17 protein-coding genes are annotated in these 15,848 nt (G+C 46.2%); 13 read left to right on the top strand and 4 right to left on the bottom strand.

What is annotated here, in order from left to right; genetic code table 11:
* Positions 1-120: 120 nt before the first annotated feature.
* The 12 genes from pilM to trpS all read left to right on the top strand — a co-directional run bounded on the left by pilM (position 121) and on the right by trpS (position 11,413).
* Positions 121-1,116, top strand: a complete 996-nt coding sequence (pilM, locus tag ELS82_RS17065; RefSeq protein ID WP_134836547.1) for a type IV pilus assembly protein PilM — start codon at positions 121-123, stop codon at positions 1,114-1,116.
* The gene (locus ELS82_RS17060; RefSeq protein ID WP_134836546.1) at positions 1,106-1,675 is read left to right on the top strand and encodes a PilN domain-containing protein; all 570 of its coding nucleotides are present in this window, start codon (positions 1,106-1,108) and stop codon (positions 1,673-1,675) included. The genes pilM and ELS82_RS17060 overlap by 11 nt, the downstream gene beginning before the upstream one ends.
* The gene (locus ELS82_RS17055; RefSeq protein ID WP_134836545.1) at positions 1,675-2,265 is read left to right on the top strand and encodes a type IV pilus inner membrane component PilO; all 591 of its coding nucleotides are present in this window, start codon (positions 1,675-1,677) and stop codon (positions 2,263-2,265) included. Before ELS82_RS17060 ends, ELS82_RS17055 begins: the two co-directional genes overlap by 1 nt.
* Complete coding sequence (locus ELS82_RS17050; RefSeq protein ID WP_134836544.1) at positions 2,255-2,770, top strand: pilus assembly protein PilP; 516 nt, start codon at positions 2,255-2,257, stop codon at positions 2,768-2,770. Before ELS82_RS17055 ends, ELS82_RS17050 begins: the two co-directional genes overlap by 11 nt.
* Positions 2,771-2,792: 22 nt before the next feature.
* Positions 2,793-4,484 (top strand): type IV pilus secretin PilQ, encoded by a 1,692-nt coding sequence (locus tag ELS82_RS17045; protein ID WP_134836543.1) that lies wholly within the window; start codon positions 2,793-2,795, stop codon positions 4,482-4,484.
* A 176-nt stretch (positions 4,485-4,660) separates the two neighbouring features.
* The gene (gene aroK / locus ELS82_RS17040) at positions 4,661-5,179 is read left to right on the top strand and encodes a shikimate kinase AroK (RefSeq protein WP_134836542.1); all 519 of its coding nucleotides are present in this window, start codon (positions 4,661-4,663) and stop codon (positions 5,177-5,179) included.
* 27 nt (positions 5,180-5,206) lie between these two features.
* Entirely contained in the window at positions 5,207-6,295 is a 1,089-nt protein-coding gene (aroB, locus tag ELS82_RS17035) for a 3-dehydroquinate synthase (protein WP_134836541.1), read from the top strand.
* A gap of 75 nt (positions 6,296-6,370) precedes the next feature.
* Positions 6,371-7,852 carry an SPOR domain-containing protein gene (locus tag ELS82_RS17030; protein WP_134836540.1) on the top strand — a complete coding sequence of 494 codons (1,482 nt, stop codon included), beginning with the start codon at positions 6,371-6,373 and terminating at the stop codon, positions 7,850-7,852.
* Positions 7,853-7,954: 102 nt separating this feature from the next.
* Entirely contained in the window at positions 7,955-8,782 is an 828-nt protein-coding gene (locus ELS82_RS17025) for a Dam family site-specific DNA-(adenine-N6)-methyltransferase (RefSeq protein ID WP_134836539.1), read from the top strand.
* A 106-nt stretch (positions 8,783-8,888) separates the two neighbouring features.
* On the top strand, positions 8,889-9,560 hold the full coding sequence (gene rpe / locus ELS82_RS17020; protein WP_004415927.1) for a ribulose-phosphate 3-epimerase: 672 nt from the start codon (positions 8,889-8,891) through the stop codon (positions 9,558-9,560).
* A 4-nt stretch (positions 9,561-9,564) separates the two neighbouring features.
* Positions 9,565-10,251 (top strand): phosphoglycolate phosphatase, encoded by a 687-nt coding sequence (locus tag ELS82_RS17015; RefSeq protein ID WP_134836538.1) that lies wholly within the window; start codon positions 9,565-9,567, stop codon positions 10,249-10,251.
* A gap of 124 nt (positions 10,252-10,375) precedes the next feature.
* Positions 10,376-11,413: a tryptophan--tRNA ligase gene (trpS, locus tag ELS82_RS17010; protein ID WP_134836537.1), complete on the top strand. Its 1,038-nt coding sequence runs from the start codon at positions 10,376-10,378 to the stop codon at positions 11,411-11,413.
* A gap of 217 nt (positions 11,414-11,630) precedes the next feature.
* On the opposite strand, the gene trmL is transcribed toward trpS, so the two are convergent.
* From trmL to ELS82_RS16990, 4 genes are all read right to left on the bottom strand, one after another.
* Complete coding sequence (gene trmL / locus ELS82_RS17005) at positions 11,631-12,107, bottom strand: tRNA (uridine(34)/cytosine(34)/5-carboxymethylaminomethyluridine(34)-2'-O)-methyltransferase TrmL (protein WP_134836536.1); 477 nt, start codon at positions 12,105-12,107, stop codon at positions 11,631-11,633.
* A gap of 100 nt (positions 12,108-12,207) precedes the next feature.
* On the bottom strand, positions 12,208-12,825 hold the full coding sequence (locus ELS82_RS17000) for a superoxide dismutase (RefSeq protein ID WP_134836535.1): 618 nt from the start codon (positions 12,823-12,825) through the stop codon (positions 12,208-12,210).
* A 73-nt stretch (positions 12,826-12,898) separates the two neighbouring features.
* Positions 12,899-14,284, bottom strand: coding sequence for an envelope stress sensor histidine kinase CpxA (gene cpxA, locus ELS82_RS16995; protein ID WP_134836534.1), 1,386 nt, complete (start codon positions 14,282-14,284; stop codon positions 12,899-12,901).
* A complete protein-coding gene (locus ELS82_RS16990) occupies positions 14,284-14,976 on the bottom strand; it encodes a response regulator (RefSeq protein ID WP_134836533.1) in 693 nt (230 codons plus the stop codon). The genes cpxA and ELS82_RS16990 overlap by 1 nt, the downstream gene beginning before the upstream one ends.
* Before the next feature lie 188 nt (positions 14,977-15,164).
* Between ELS82_RS16990 and ELS82_RS16985 the strand changes: the two genes are divergently transcribed.
* On the top strand, positions 15,165-15,668 hold the full coding sequence (locus ELS82_RS16985; protein WP_134836532.1) for a CpxP family protein: 504 nt from the start codon (positions 15,165-15,167) through the stop codon (positions 15,666-15,668).
* Positions 15,669-15,848: the final 180 nt, after the last annotated feature.

Raw genomic sequence — 15,848 nt, 5'->3', positions numbered from 1 at the left:
GGATTCACGATATGTAAACCCTTGTACTTTAAGCTAAAAATTTTAGCTCACTTTTCTATGTGTTTATCTAACCATCAATTTAAACATATGAGCGAAGCAAAAAGTACGGAGCCAAGCTGCATGGGTAAATCATTAGTTACAGGCATTGATATTGGCCACCACAGTATTAAAGCGGTTGTTCTCAAGCCCTACAAAGGCACATTTGTGCTGGTAGATTATCAAGAACTGCCAATCGAGTCGGGCATTTTCTCTGATAACCACATGTTAAATTATCAGAAAATTGTAAAGAAACTCAAAGAACTAAGGAAGTATTTGCCGCGATTTAGCCACAAAGTTGCTTTATCTGTCCCTGATAGCGCTGTAATAAGTAAACAATTACAAATAGATAGAGACCTAGAGGGACAAGAAAGAGAGTTCGCCATCTTTGAGGCATTTTCTCACCAATCCCCCTTCCCAATCGAGGCGTTGAGCCTTGATTTTGTGCCTGTAGAGAGTTCATCAGCGCAGGAGAGTGCCTGCAGCTATCAAGTTTATGCGACCCGAAAAGAGTTAATCGAGAGTCGAATCGAAGCGGTGAGCAAAGCGGGTTATACGCCAGTGTTGATCGATGTTCAAGCCCACTGCTTAGCTCAACTGTGGCAGCAAGCGGCACACAAGTACCAGCAGCAACAGTGGATAATACTGGATGTAGGGCTTAGCCAATCTTCACTGATTATCGACTTTAATAATAAAGCCCCACTGTATAAAGAGCTGCCGATTGGTACGCAGATGATAGAAACGTTAACCAGTAGCGAAGGTTTGCGCCATCAAAGTACCGAGCAGTTTATCTACACACTGATTGATAAGCTCAAACGCCAAATGCAGATAATGACTTCCATGCATGACACCGCAATTAAAGGCGTGTGGTTGTGTGGCGGCGGTGCAATGATCCCTCTGTTGGCTGAAGAGATTGCTCGTCGTCTTGCTATCCCCTGTGAGCTGCTGAACCCACTGACTTTATTGGCAAACAGTACCCAACAGTCACAAGAGTCGCTGTTGCGAGGTTATTCGTATGCTACAGCGGCTGGCTTAGCAATGAGAGGCATTGAATGGCTGGAGAGCAAGCATGCTGCATAACATTAATTTGTTGCCGTGGCGTGAGCAGTTAAGGAGGCGTCATAAGCAACGATTTTTCGGACTAGTTATTGCTGTACTCAGCATCGCGGTGTTGAGCCAGTGGTTTGCTGGACACTACTTATTTAGTCAAGAGCAGTTGCAGCAATCTCGCTTAACCTATCTCAATGATTATATTTCTCAGCTCGATCAGCGCATCAATCAACTCAAGGGACTAGATCAGGACCACAAGGCGCTGCTGACTCGACTACAAGTAGTTGAGCAGTTACAGCAGCTAAGAAATACAACCACCGATTTTATGAATGCGCTGCCGAGCTTTATTCCTCACGGTGTCTACGTCGATAAAATCAATATGAGTGGTCAACAGATTCAAATCTCTGGGATCAGCGAGACCACCTCTCGTCTGGCAAGCATGCTGGATAGGTTAGAAAGTTCACCGTTACTGAGCAATATTGAAATGCACTCCATCGTCCACGGTCAGGTGCGCTTTAGTAAAAAGTTTCAAACCTTCAATGTCTCATTCGATTTTCAATCACCATCACAAGCGGTGGGTGTGCAGTAATGAAGGACTACTCCGATTTAGATATTGAAGAGATAGCCGAGTGGCCGCTGCAGGCTCAACTTGTTGCGCTGATAGTATTAATTATGTTGCTACAAGGTTTTGGTTACTGGTTCTACTTAATGCCTCAAACAGAGCGTATTGAAGAGTTTAAGGCTCAAGAGCAAACCTTGAAAGCGACCGCATTGATAAAAGCCAATCAAGCGGCGGTAATACCCAAGTTGCAGGCTCAGTTAGCAGAGTTGTCACAGCGATATGATTACCTATCGCAGCAGTTACCCGCGCAAAAAGAGTTGGCCAGCATGCTGGCCTCGGTCAACGAAGTTGGGCTTAAGAACTCACTGACGTTTACTCGTATCGATTGGGGACAGAAACAAAGCCAACCATTTCTCTACCGATTACCACTCAACATCGAGCTGACCGGGAGCTATCACAACATCGGTGACTTTAGTCAAGCGATTGCCCAGCTATCGCGCATGATTCATTTTGACGATGTTAATTGGCAGCGAGTGAGCCAAGAGAGCAGCACGCTGCATTTTCGCGTGCAGGCCTACACTTATCAGCTCAAGCCAGAGGTGAGAGATGAACCTTAAATCCTTAGCCATAGTCGTGCTCGTGCTAAGCCTGAGTGCTTGCAAAGCTAACCAAGGGGCACTTGATGATTATATCGATGATATTGAACGTCAGGCGGATAGGGATGTGGTTGCTCTGATGCCAAGCGTCACATTGAATGTTCGTAGTTATAAAGCTCATCAGATGCGCGAGCCCTTTGTTTTACCGCAAGAGGCAATCGTATCGACGCCATCTCAGCACAACAAAGATTGCTGGCAGCCTGCTAAGACCGAAAAGGCGGGGGAGTTAGAGCGTTATCCGTTAGCCAAGCTGCGCCTGAAGGGAGTGATGAGTCGCAATGACAAAGTGTCGGCGCTGGTACAAACACCAAACGGTCAGCTGATAAAAGTTAACGCGGGCCAATTTATCGGTGTGAATAACGGCAAGGTCACTAAGGTCACCGCAGAGTATGTGCAGATAAACGAACCCCTTCCCGATGGCCTAGGGTGCTGGAATCAGCGCAAGGTTAAGCTAGCGCTCAAGTAGATATCAAAGGTTAGAAACGAACATGATTAAGGGATTTATTCGTCGCTATTCTTGCTATATGAACATGATGTTGTTGCTGTGCTGCAGCAGTTATTCTGTTGTTAGTATGGCCAAGCAAGAGATGCAGAACGCATTGCAAGGGATTGATTTTAGAGTCGGCAGTGAGCAACAAGCGACGATCATTATTCATTTGCAACATCCGCAAGTTGTGGTGGATGTACGCAAAACGCCGCAGGGCTTGCAAATAGAACTGCTCAATACTCAGGTACCAGACGAACAACTCTACCTTGTCGATGTAACAGACTTTTCGACCAATGTGGGCGCCATTGAAGTGTTTCGCCACCAAACGAGTGCACGTTTGGTAGCTACGATTGATGGTCAATACAGTTATGACTACAAAATCGAAGGCAATGATTTACACGTTGAGGTTATGGCGCGCACTGAGCAATCGCTATCAAAGCAAACTGGTGAGCTGGAGCGGGAAGGCAAAAAGATATCAATTAATTTCCAAGACATTCCGGTGCGACATGTCCTTCAACTGATTGCTGACTATAACGACTTCAACCTTGTGGTCTCTGACTCTGTCAGCGGTAATTTAACCTTGCGTCTAGATGGGGTGCCTTGGCAGCAGGTACTCGATATCATTTTGCAGGTGAAAGGATTGGATAAGCGCACGACTGGCAACGTGGTGTTGATTGCGCCTAAAGCAGAACTGGATGCACGCCAACGAGAGAGGCTAGAAAAGGCTCGTCTGGAGGAAGAGTTAGGGGAGCTACGTTCTGAGCTCGTCAAAGTAAAGTTCGCCAAGGCATCGGACATTGCTGAGATGATAGGTGGGGAAGGGGCGATAAGTATGCTCTCTTCGCGCGGGGCATTAAGTGTCGATGAACGAACCAATGCGTTACTTATCCGCGATTTACAACCCAATATTGATGTTATTCGAGCCATCATTGATGAACTGGATATTCCGGTTAAACAGGTGCAGATAGAGGCGCGAATCGTCACCGTTAATGAGGGTAACTTAGATGAGCTCGGTGTGCGTTGGGGTTATCACAACACCAATGGCAGTACCACGCTTGGCGCGAGTATCGAAGACAACGTGTTTGGCTCGGTACCGATTGATGACATGCTGAATGTGAACTTGGCTGCCACCTCAGCCAATGCATCGAGCATCGCCTTTCAAGTGGCTAAGCTGGGTTCGGATATGTTGCTCGACTTAGAACTCTCAGCACTGCAGCGTGAGTCCAAAGCTGAAGTAATTTCAAGCCCGCGGCTTATTACCACCAATAAAAAGCCCGCTTACATTGAACAAGGCAGCGAGATTCCCTACTTAGAATCCTCTTCCAGTGGGGCAACCAGTGTGGCGTTTAAAAAGGCAGTATTAAGTCTCAAAGTGATTCCACAAATCACCCCAGACAACCGACTAGTACTCGATCTCAGTGTTACTCAAGATAGGCCAGGTGATATCGTCAAAACGGGTACCGGTGAAGCGGTAGCGATTAATACTCAGCGGATTGGCACCCAAGTGTTGGTGGAAAACGGTGAAACTGTGGTTTTAGGCGGGATCTTCCAGCACAGTGTGACTGACGCGGTAGAGAAAGTGCCTATGCTCGGTGACCTTCCGCTACTTGGGGCACTTTTTCGGCGAACCTACCAACAAATGGGTAAAAGCGAGCTGCTGATTTTCGTTACCCCCAAAGTTGTAATTGAGTAAGAATTACCTTACTTGAAAAAATAAATTTGCATTAAGGGCACCTTATCTAGATAATTTCGGGTCTTATCACGAATTATCTGTGAGGAATAGGTGCCACAAGCATTTCTACTGCTAGTTATAAACTGGCTTCTCTTGTGGCGATGTCATTGAATTAACGTTGTAAATTACTGCTAAACATGGCTGAGAAACGCAATATTTTCCTTGTAGGCCCAATGGGTGCCGGCAAGAGCACAATCGGTAGACACCTAGCTCAACAACTTCATATGGAGTTTGTTGATTCTGATACCGTTATTGAAGAACGCACTGGCGCAGATATCGCTTGGGTATTTGATGTTGAAGGCGAAGACGGTTTCCGCAAACGCGAAGAATCTGTAATTAATGATCTAACTGATGAGCAAGGTATCGTACTTGCAACAGGCGGTGGTTCAATTAAGAGCAAAGAAAACCGTAACCGTCTTTCTGCGCGCGGTATTGTTGTTTATCTAGAGACAACAATTGAAAAGCAACTTGCTCGCACTAACCGCGACAAGAAGCGCCCATTATTACGAACTGATGATCCACGTGAAGTGTTAGAGTCTCTAGCTGGAGAACGCAACCCACTTTACGAAGAAATTGCGGATTACACAGTACGTACAGACGATCAAAGTGCAAAAGTGGTAGCCAACCAGATCGTAAAAATGCTAGAAGAACGTTAAGACTTTTTTAGCAATTGGAGAATACCCATGGAACGGATTACGGTCAGCTTAGGCGAACGTAGCTATCCAATCTCAATTGGTGCCGGATTATTTGATGATCCGGCCCACCTTTCTTTCTTATCGAGCAAGCAAAAAGTAGTAGTGATTTCTAACGTCACTGTTGCCCCTCTTTATGCCGATAAAATCTTCTCTCTCTTAAAGCAATTAGGTTGTGACGCATCGTTACTGGAACTACCTGATGGCGAGCAATACAAATCATTAGAGACATTCAACTCAGTCATGAGCTACCTACTCGAAGGTAATTTTGCCCGTGATGTGGTGGTGATTGCCCTTGGTGGCGGTGTGATTGGTGATTTAGTTGGTTTCTCAGCTGCTTGTTACCAACGCGGTGTCGATTTCATTCAGATTCCGACTACATTGCTGTCTCAAGTAGACTCATCTGTTGGTGGTAAAACTGCGGTTAACCACCCATTGGGTAAGAATATGATCGGCGCATTTTACCAACCAAAAGCGGTGGTAATTGATACTGATTGTCTTAAAACACTCCCTGAACGTGAATTTGCCGCTGGTATTGCGGAAGTGATCAAATACGGCATCATTTACGATCAGGCGTTTTTTGTTTGGTTAGAAGAGAACCTTGATAAGCTTTACGCTCTCGATGAGCAAGCACTGACTTATGCCATCGCTCGTTGCTGTGAAATCAAAGCTGAAGTGGTCGCAAAAGATGAAAAAGAGTCAGGTATTCGCGCTTTACTGAACCTAGGTCATACATTTGGTCATGCGATCGAAGCAGAGTTGGGTTATGGTAAGTGGCTACATGGCGAAGCGGTTTCTTCTGGCACGGTAATGGCCGCAAAAACTGCGCAGCTTCAAGGGCTTATCAGTGAAGAGCAAGTTGAGCGAATTCTCTCTATACTGAAGAGAGCAAAACTGCCGGTACATACACCTGAGCAAATGTCTTTTGCTGATTTTATGAAGCATATGATGCGCGATAAGAAGGTGTTAGCTGGTGAGCTTCGCTTAGTCTTACCTACCAGCATAGGTACAGCTGACGTAGTGAAAGGTGTGCCAGAGTCGATTATTGAACAAGCCATCGACTTCGCTCGCACCGTTTAAGTCTTTTTGTTTGTAGTATCAATCCACATTTAGCTGTGATTGATACTACTTAATTGATCATTAGGATTTTGTGAAATGAGCTTAGCGCGTGATCCACGTGTGTTGGAGTTAGACTCGCAGGTTGAACTGCTAGAGCGATTGCAACTACTGACCAATTTTGGTTCCAACCTCGTCACTATTGGTGGTGACAAAGGGGCGGGAAAAACGTGGTTAGCGCAGTACTACCTTGAAGCTTGGGCGCAAGACAAAAACCAATCTTTGTTGATGTGTTACCCCAATCAAGATGATCAACAGCGCCGTTCTACCATTCTGACTCAACTTCTTTCAGAGCCGTTATTCGACCCTGCGGACTCCATAGCGGAGTCTTTTTCGCGTTTGATGGAAGGTGAAAATTGCGATGTGGTAATCGCGGTTGATGATGCTCATCTGCTCAGTGAGTCCTTTATTTCAGAACTGTGGATGCTGGTGCTGGAAGCGCAGATTCATCCGGGCTGGACGATCAATGTGTTACTGTTTGCTCAACCAAGCAGTTTAGATGCCTTGTTAACTCGCCTGAGTTATGGTCAAGAACACAAGCCGATTGATCTGGAAATTGAAGCACTTAGCCAACAAGAAGCGGACCGTTTTTTTGAACATTTGGTGATTCGTTTTGTCGAAGACGATATGGAAAAACGGGTTCGCAATGCATATCGAACCGTGGCGCGCCGCCCTGGCGAAATCATGGCATTAGGGGAACAAAAAGTGGAAAAAAGGATTATTATCCGCTCGATAGTAGGCTCGCCTACCAATATCGCTATGTTAGTGGTGATACTACTGATGATTATCGGTGGCGGATATTGGTGGATGATGTCTCAGCCATCACCTGATGATAAAGCTCAGCAAATTACAGAGACGATGGAACAAACCGTGATTCCAACGTTGCCTGAAGTTTCTTCAGCGGACGCGACCTCGCAAGTGGTTGAACCTGAGGCGAGCATTGACCCGAGTTTAGCTGGTGCTGAAGATGACTCTAGCGCCTTACCGCCAGATGTTACCGAGCAGGTATCGAGTGTTGGCAATGCTGACGATGATCACCAACGTGTGGTAATTACTTCTGATGTGGTGGATGCCTTGTTGGAGAATAAACCAGAAACGGTTGATACCAGTGAGATTAAAGCTGTTGTTGAGCAGTCAACAGTTACCGAACCCGTAGCTGAGCCTGAAGTGACTGGCGAACCAGCAACTCAAGAACAGCCAGCGGAAACCGTTATTAAATTCTCATTTACTAAAGATGAGCTTAAGAGCTTTTCTCCGCGCAGTTACACCTTACAGCTTGCAGCGGTGCAGTCGCTGGAAGAGGTGCAGAAGTTCATTGACCAATATCAGCTGAGCAACCAAGTTTTTATTTATCCAACCATTCGTAATGATGTGGATTGGTATATCGTAACTTACAGTAATTACCCAACTATTCAGGTCGCTCGTGACGCCGTACAAGGGCTTTCTAGCGAGCTGCAAAACCTTGACCCTTGGGCTAAATCTCTTAACCAAGTTCAACGTGAAATTGAGCGTGGTAACTAAGAAGGCTTGATTCTGCCTTTGAGCCAGAAAATAGTCTGAGATTAATTACAAAATATGTTACATTCCGCAGCCTTAATTTGTGGTTGATAAATAGAGCAGTAGATGAAGAAGCAGCGTGCCTTCCTGAAATGGGCAGGTGGAAAATACGGACTTGTCGAAGATATCCAGCGTCACTTGCCAGAAGCACGTAAGCTGGTGGAGCCGTTCGTAGGTGCTGGTTCTGTTTTTCTCAATACTGACTATGAGCAGTACTTACTGGCTGATATCAACCCAGACCTGATTAACCTCTACAACCTGCTTAAAGAGAACCCGCAAGAGTATATCTCTGAGTCTAAGCGCTGGTTCTGCCCAGAGAACAATCGTAAAGAAGCTTACTTACATATCCGTGAGCAATTTAATGCTACCGATGATGTGATGTATCGCTCTTTAGCATTCCTTTACATGAACCGTTTTGGTTTTAATGGCCTATGTCGTTACAACAAAAAAGGCGGCTTCAATGTACCATTTGGATCGTACAAAAAACCTTACTTCCCTGAAGCAGAATTAGAATTTTTTGCCGAAAAAGCCAAGAAGGCGACGTTTGTCTGCGAAGGTTACCATGAGACATTTAAGCGCGCGCGTAAGGGCAGTGTGGTTTACTGCGATCCGCCATATGCGCCACTGTCTAACACAGCTAACTTTACCTCTTATGCAGGTAATGGCTTTAGCTTAGATGACCAAGCAGCCTTGGCTGATGTAGCCGAGAAAGCGGCGACAGAGCGTGGTATTCCAGTGCTGATCTCAAACCACGACACCACTTTGACGCGTCGTTTGTACCACGGTGCTGAGCTTAACGTGGTTAAGGTGAAACGAACCATCAGCCGCAATGGCGCTGGTCGCAACAAAGTTGATGAACTTCTTGCGCTGTTTAAGCCTGTTGAAGGCAAATAATCACATTTCATCACACTTCTCTATCTTCTGATCTCTAGCTTAGGTAGAATTGCGCGCAAAGTTTCTTCAGTGTGCAATGATGCCCAATTTAACCTAGAGGTCAGGTATGAAAGATTTCCTTATCGCTCCATCGATTCTGTCTGCAGATATGGCTCGCTTAGGCGAAGACGTAGAAAAAGTACTCGCAGCCGGCGCTGATGTGGTTCATTTCGACGTAATGGACAACCACTACGTACCAAACCTGACCTTCGGTGCGCCAATCTGTCAGGCGCTACGTGACTACGGCATCACGGCTCCAATTGATGTTCACCTAATGGTGAAGCCAGTTGATCGCATCATTCCTGATTTTGCCAAAGCGGGTGCGTCGATGATCACTTTCCACATTGAAGCTTCAGAGCACGTTGACCGTACTCTGCAACTGATCAAAGAACACGGCTGTAAAGCGGGCGTGGTACTAAACCCTGCAACGCCACTGTCGCACCTTGAGTACATCATGGATAAAGTAGACATGATTCTACTGATGTCAGTAAACCCAGGTTTTGGTGGTCAATCATTCATTCCTAATACGCTTGATAAACTGCGCGCAGTTCGCAAGATGATTGATGAGTCTGGCCGCGATATTCGTCTAGAAATCGACGGTGGTGTAAAGGTTGATAACATCAAAGAGATCGCAGAAGCGGGCGCGGATATGTTCGTTGCAGGTTCAGCTATCTTTAATCAGCCGGATTACAAACAAGTTATCGACCAAATGCGCGCTGAGCTAGCAAAGGTAAAGTAATTCGATGAGCAGTATTAAACTTATCGCTTTTGATTTAGATGGTACGCTGCTTGATAGCGTGCCAGATTTGGCGGTTGCAGCGGACCAAGCAGTACAAGCTCTGGGTTACCCAGCGGTAACAGAAGAGCAGGTTCGCGATTACGTGGGTAATGGCGCAGATATCTTAATCGGCCGCGCATTAAGCCGCAGCTTGACGGTATCTCCTGAGCTTGATCCTGAACTGCATGCCAAAGCGCGTGTGATGTTTGATGATTACTACGAAAAGAGTGGTCACAAGCTTAGCCACCTTTACCCTGCGGTAAAAGAGACGCTAGCTGAGCTAGATAAAGCGGGCTTTACTATGGCACTTGTGACCAACAAGCCATCGAAGTTTGTCCCAGAGGTGTTAGCTAAGCACTGCATTGATAAGTATTTTGTTGATGTGATTGGCGGCGATACCTTCCCTGAGAAAAAACCAAATCCGATGGCTCTAAACTGGCTGCTAGAGAAACATGGCTGTCAGCCACAAGAGATGATGATGGTTGGTGACTCAAGCAACGACATCAAAGCGGCGAAAAATGCTGGCTGTCACTCGTTTGGTTTGACTTACGGCTACAACCACGGTGAACCCATCTCGGCATCTCAACCTGATTATGTCGCGGACACCATCGCAGATTTAGTGGAAGCTGTCGCTGTTTGTACTGAAGCCTAATAAAAGGTCTTCCAAAATACTCGTTAATGAGTACACTGAGTAAACCGTGTTTCTAGGTGATTAATCCCTAAGTCGACACGGTTTTTTCATTTATTTAGATTAAGAAGTCAAAGGAACTATTCCCATGAGCAAACCCATCGTATTGAGTGGTGTTCAACCATCAGGTGAACTAAGTATCGGTAACTACTTGGGTGCTCTACGTCAATGGCAGCAGATGCAAGACGATTACGATTGCCAATACTGTGTCGTAGACCTTCACGCGGTTACGGTTCGTCAAGATCCGAAAGCACTGCATGAAGCGACTCTAGACGCACTAGCAATTTGTCTGGCTGTTGGTGTTGACCCGCAAAAGAGCACGCTATTTGTTCAGTCACACGTACCAGAGCATGCTCAACTTGGTTGGCTTCTTAACTGTTACACCCAAATGGGTGAACTGGGCCGTATGACTCAGTTTAAAGATAAATCAGCACGTTACTCGAAAGACACCTCTAGCCAGTTTGGTGATGTAAACGTAGGTCTGTTCGATTACCCAGTGTTGATGGCAGCAGACATCCTACTATACGGCGCGCATCAAGTGCCTGTAGGTAGTGACCAGAAGCAACACCTTGAGCTAGCGCGTGATATCGCTAACCGCTTCAACAATATCTATTCGCCAGAGCAGCCAATCTTCCAAGTGCCAGAACCGTACATTCCAACAGTGAATGCGCGTGTAATGAGCCTGCAAGATGCAACGAAGAAGATGTCTAAGTCTGACGATAATCGTAAGAACGTGATTACTCTGCTTGAAGAGCCGAAATCAATCATCAAGAAGATTAATAAAGCTCAAACTGATGCAGAGACGCCACCGCGTATTGCTCACGACTGGGACAACAAAGCAGGTATCTCTAACCTAATGGGTCTTTACTCAGCGGCGACGGGTATGAGCTTCGAAGAGATTGAAGCGAAGTACCAAGGCGTTGAAATGTACGGTCCATTTAAGAAAGATGTCGGTGAAGCACTGGTTGCCATGCTTGAGCCAATTCAATCTGAGTACCACCGCATTCGTGCTGACCGTGCTTACATGGACCAAGTGATGAAGCAAGGTGCAGAGAAAGCGTCCGCTCGCGCAGCGGAAACGCTGAAGAAAGCATACGAAGCAGTTGGTTTTGTGGCGCGTCCATAGACCTAGCTGTTTTCAATAAACAAAAAAACGGACTCATTAGAGTCCGTTTTTTTTGTTTGAGTATTTTGTCATTCCATAGAGTGACGCAGGAGCGAGTAGGGAATCTTTTAAGGTTTGTGACTACTTGAAGAGCTCCCCAATTCGTTCCTCACTCTTGAGGATGACAGCAGAAAAAAGGGCTGGCAAAAACGCCAGCCCTTTCATATTCAGATAGTTCTTACTGAGCGCCTTCAAAGCCCATTTGGCGCCATGCCTCAAAGGCAATAATCGCGACTGCGTTTGACAGGTTCAAGCTACGTGCATCCGGCATCATTGGAATACGAATGCGCTGCTCCATCGGCATGCTTTCGATTAGCTCAGCAGGTAATCCGCGTGTTTCTGGGCCAAATAGCAGTACATCGCCTTTTTGGAAATTAGCATCTACATGGTGGCCGGTTGTTTTGGTAGTACAAGCAAAGATGCGATAGCCTTTACGATTCTCTTCTAGATACTCAACAAAAGCTTGGTAGTCTTTATGGCGAGTGACTCGCGCAAGGTCATGGTAATCCAATCCAGCTCGGCGCACTTTTTTCTCTTCTAAATCAAAACCTAAAGGTTCAATTAGGTGAAGGTTCGCCCCACAATTGGCACATAGGCGGATAATGTTACCGGTGTTCGGTGCAATTTCAGGTTCGTATAGCGCAATATCAAACATATTGATTTCTTTTTAGCTGATTGGAGAAAGGCTAGAAAGTATAAGGCGGCTTAGATAAACCGCCAAGTCTGACGTTGTGAGTTTTTATCTATGGTTGGCACTATTTGCCTTGGGTGAGCGCGATAGCATAGTTTTCACTGACGGCTTCCCAGTTGACCACGTTCCACCAAGCGTCAATATAATCAGGGCGGCGATTTTGATAGCTGATGTAGTAGGCGTGCTCCCAGACATCAAGTGCTAAGATCGGTTCACCTTGAGCCTCTGCCACATCCATTAACGGGTTGTCTTGATTAGTAGTAGAGGTGATATGCAGGGCGCCATCTTTGACGATTAGCCACGCGAAGCCTGAACCAAATGTATTAATCGCGGCTTGAGCAAATAACTCTTGGAACTGTTTATAGCTGCCAAAGGTAGTGATGATAGCTTCAGCGAGTTCCCCGGTTGGTGTGCCGCCGCCGTTAGGTGCCATGCAGTTCCAGTAGAGAATATGGTTGTAGTAGCCACCACCATTATTGCGCACTGCTGGAGATTGCTGAGAGATTTGAGCAAAGATGTCATTGAGGCTGGTGGACTCTAGCTCGCTGCCTTTTATTGCAGTAATAAACTTATCAAAGTAAGTTCGGTGATGCTTGCTGTAGTGGACTTCCATTGTCTTAGCATCAATATACGGCTCTAGCGCATCGTATGAGTAGGGAAGTTCTGGGAAAACATGAGACATAGTAAATCCTCCATTATTGAAGGACTTACTTTAAATGATAATGAGATCTATTATCAACTGTCTGTTTGTAAGGTTATTCAGGGCCACCCAGAGGCAGAGTGATTTCTACTCTTAGACCGCCAAGCTCACTGCGCTTGGCTATGATGCTACCACTGTGCTGGCGAATAGCACTCTCCGTTATGGTAAGCCCTAGGCCGGTACCACCACTGTGTCGATCACGGGCGGTGGATACGCGATAGAACGGACGGAATATTGCGTCCAGCTCCTGTTCAGGGACCCCTTCGCCATTATCATCAACAGCAATGACAATGTGGCCTTCAGAGGTAGACATCTCAACTTCAATACGATCTTTGCCGTAATAGATCGCATTACGCACGATGTTGTCCAATGCGCTCATCAACAGTTTAGGATTACCCGAGATGACCTGCTCTGGTATGGCGTTAAAGGTCAGGGTCTTGTTCATCTGCTCAGCTTCAAACTGAGCATCGGACAAGATCGCTTCCCACAGGCTGACCATTGGTTGCTCTTCACGGGTGAGGTGACTGTCGACTTGCATTCTTGAGAGCTCAAGTAACTCGGCGATCATTTGTTCCAGACGCTGTGCTTCGGTGTCGATGCGGGTTAGTTCTGGGCTCTCACCTTGTTTGCGAGTGGCTAGGGCATTGGCCATTCTTAAGCGAGTCAGCGGCGAACGTAGCTCATGAGAAATATCAGAAAGCAGTCGCTGCTGACCTGAAATCATCTGATTGACTGCTTCAACCATCTGGTTAAAGCTCGCGCCCGCCTGACGGAACTCACTGGTGCCTTTTTCTAGCGCAGGATCGACGACAAATTCCCCTTTCGCTACTCGCTTTGCCGCACGTTCTAATTTGCGCGCCGGTTGACTGAGTGCCCAAGCGAGCCACAGCAGTAACGGGGTACTGACCAGCATTACAGCAAAGAGTAGCTGGAACGGCTTATCAAACATACGCAGTAAAAATGGTGGTGGTTGGGTCCACTTAACGCCGATATACAGGAGCAGGTCTTCTTTGGCCAAAGTGACCGGCAGCGGGCCAGCCACCATATAGTGACCGTAGAGTTTTTGCTGAGGTTGTCCTGGCACTTCAACACTGGTGATAAAGTTTTGTAGTGCACGATACTTATAATTTTTCCTATCTTGAGTGGTGAGAATATTGCCTTCAAGATCGGTGACAAAAAAGCGTGGCCGAGGGTCTTTCGGGGAGTGTCTTGGACCTTCAAGCTTGTAGAGCACTCGTGCGAGATTGTCTGCGTTACGATATTTGTTTTCTATTTTGGTTTTTATATCGATCAGTCGGTCGTAATGATCGGCTGGAATATCACGTGCTTTCCTCGGATCAAGGTGAGGTAGTGATAGCACGGCGACCAAGACCAAAAACATCGTGAACCAAAAAATGGCAAAGATACGGCCATATAAGCTGGTGATCTTAGGTAGGCGCATCAACCCTCCTCAACCAATAGGTAGCCGCGACCACGAATAGTTTTAATGCGAGATTTACCATCGCTACGTTCAGGAAGCTTTTTACGTAGATTGGAGACGTGCATATCAATGGCTCGGTCGAAAGCGGCTAGACGCTTGCCTAGTACATCTAAACTGAGGGCTTCCTTGGTTAAGGTGTCACCCGGATGCTGAATAAAGTGCGCTAATAGAGCAAACTCAGTGGTGGTTAAGTCCATCAGTTTACCTTGGCAATAGGCTTCTTGCTTGCCCGGAAAAACCTGAATATCTTGGTATTCAATGCAGTCAGAGTTTTTCGTCGCTTTGCCATTTGATGATTGGGTGCGGCGTAAAATCGCACGGATACGCGCCATCAATTCTCGGTCGCTAAAAGGTTTGGGTAGATAGTCATCGGCACCCAACTCTAGGCCGATCACGCGATCAATCTCTTCTCCCTTGGCGGTCAACATCAATACTGGGGTCTCCCATGTTTCACGCAGTCGCTTCAGGGTTTCCATGCCGTTGAGTTTGGGCATCATTACGTCGAGTAAGATCAGGTCGATTTGATCACTTAATAGCGCGAGACCTTCTTCGCCATTGTTTGCCTCAGAGACTTCAAAGCCTTCAAACGACAGCACTTCCTTAAGTAGGCTGGTCAGCTCGGTATCATCATCGATTAATAAAATGTGTGGCATAGCAAAGTCTCTAGGTAATTCTGATATGGTTATATTACTGCTAATTGTGCAATAGATTTAGGGGCAATGTAGCTCTTTACGAATCTTTACGCTCCCTAGACGTTCCTTTACGTCCCAGGTCGTATTCTACACTCAAGCGCTGCAGAGAACCGCAGCACAATCCAATAGATTAAGTGAAAGGTACGATTATGAAATTAGCAAAAAAATTAGTATTAGCAGCCGTTGTTGTTCCACTAACTCTAGGTACTGCAAGTGCCTTCGCATTCGGTGGTAAAGATCATAAGAAAGGTGGCCACGGTGAATGTGGTGGCGGTTTTGACCGTAGCATCATGCGTAAGCTTGACCTAACTGACGCACAAAAAGATCAGCTTAAAGAGATGCGTGAAGCGGGCAAGAAAGAGATGAAAGCTAACTTCAAAGACAACTTTGAAACGCGCCATGCTGAAATGCAAGCGCACAAAGCGAAAGTTCAAGAGCTAGTGCTGGCTGACAACTTTGACCAAGCACAAGCAAACGAGCTCGCTAAAGCGATGGTAGAGAAACAGAGCGAGCGTAAAGTGAAGATGCTTGAGAAGCAGCACCAAATGCTAAGCATTCTAACGCCAGAGCAGAAAGCGAAGTTTGTCGAGTTATCTCAAGCGCGTGCAGACAAGTGTGCTGAGAAAATGCAAGAGCGCTTTGCAAACAACTAATCTGTAGCAAACAAAAAAGGCGGCCAATACGCCTGTCTCTTATACACAATTCCCCAAGCCACAGCTTGGGGATTTTTTTGAACTAATTGCATGTTCCATGATCTGATCATCTAAGCAATGACAAGGATGATTACCATGACTTATATAGAGCCAACTCTTTGGGCGCAAAAGCAATTCGGT

This window comes from Vibrio ouci, assembly GCF_004551525.1.
Lineage (GTDB): Bacteria > Pseudomonadota > Gammaproteobacteria > Enterobacterales > Vibrionaceae > Vibrio > Vibrio ouci.
This window is presented reverse-complemented; position numbering and strand designations above follow the sequence as displayed.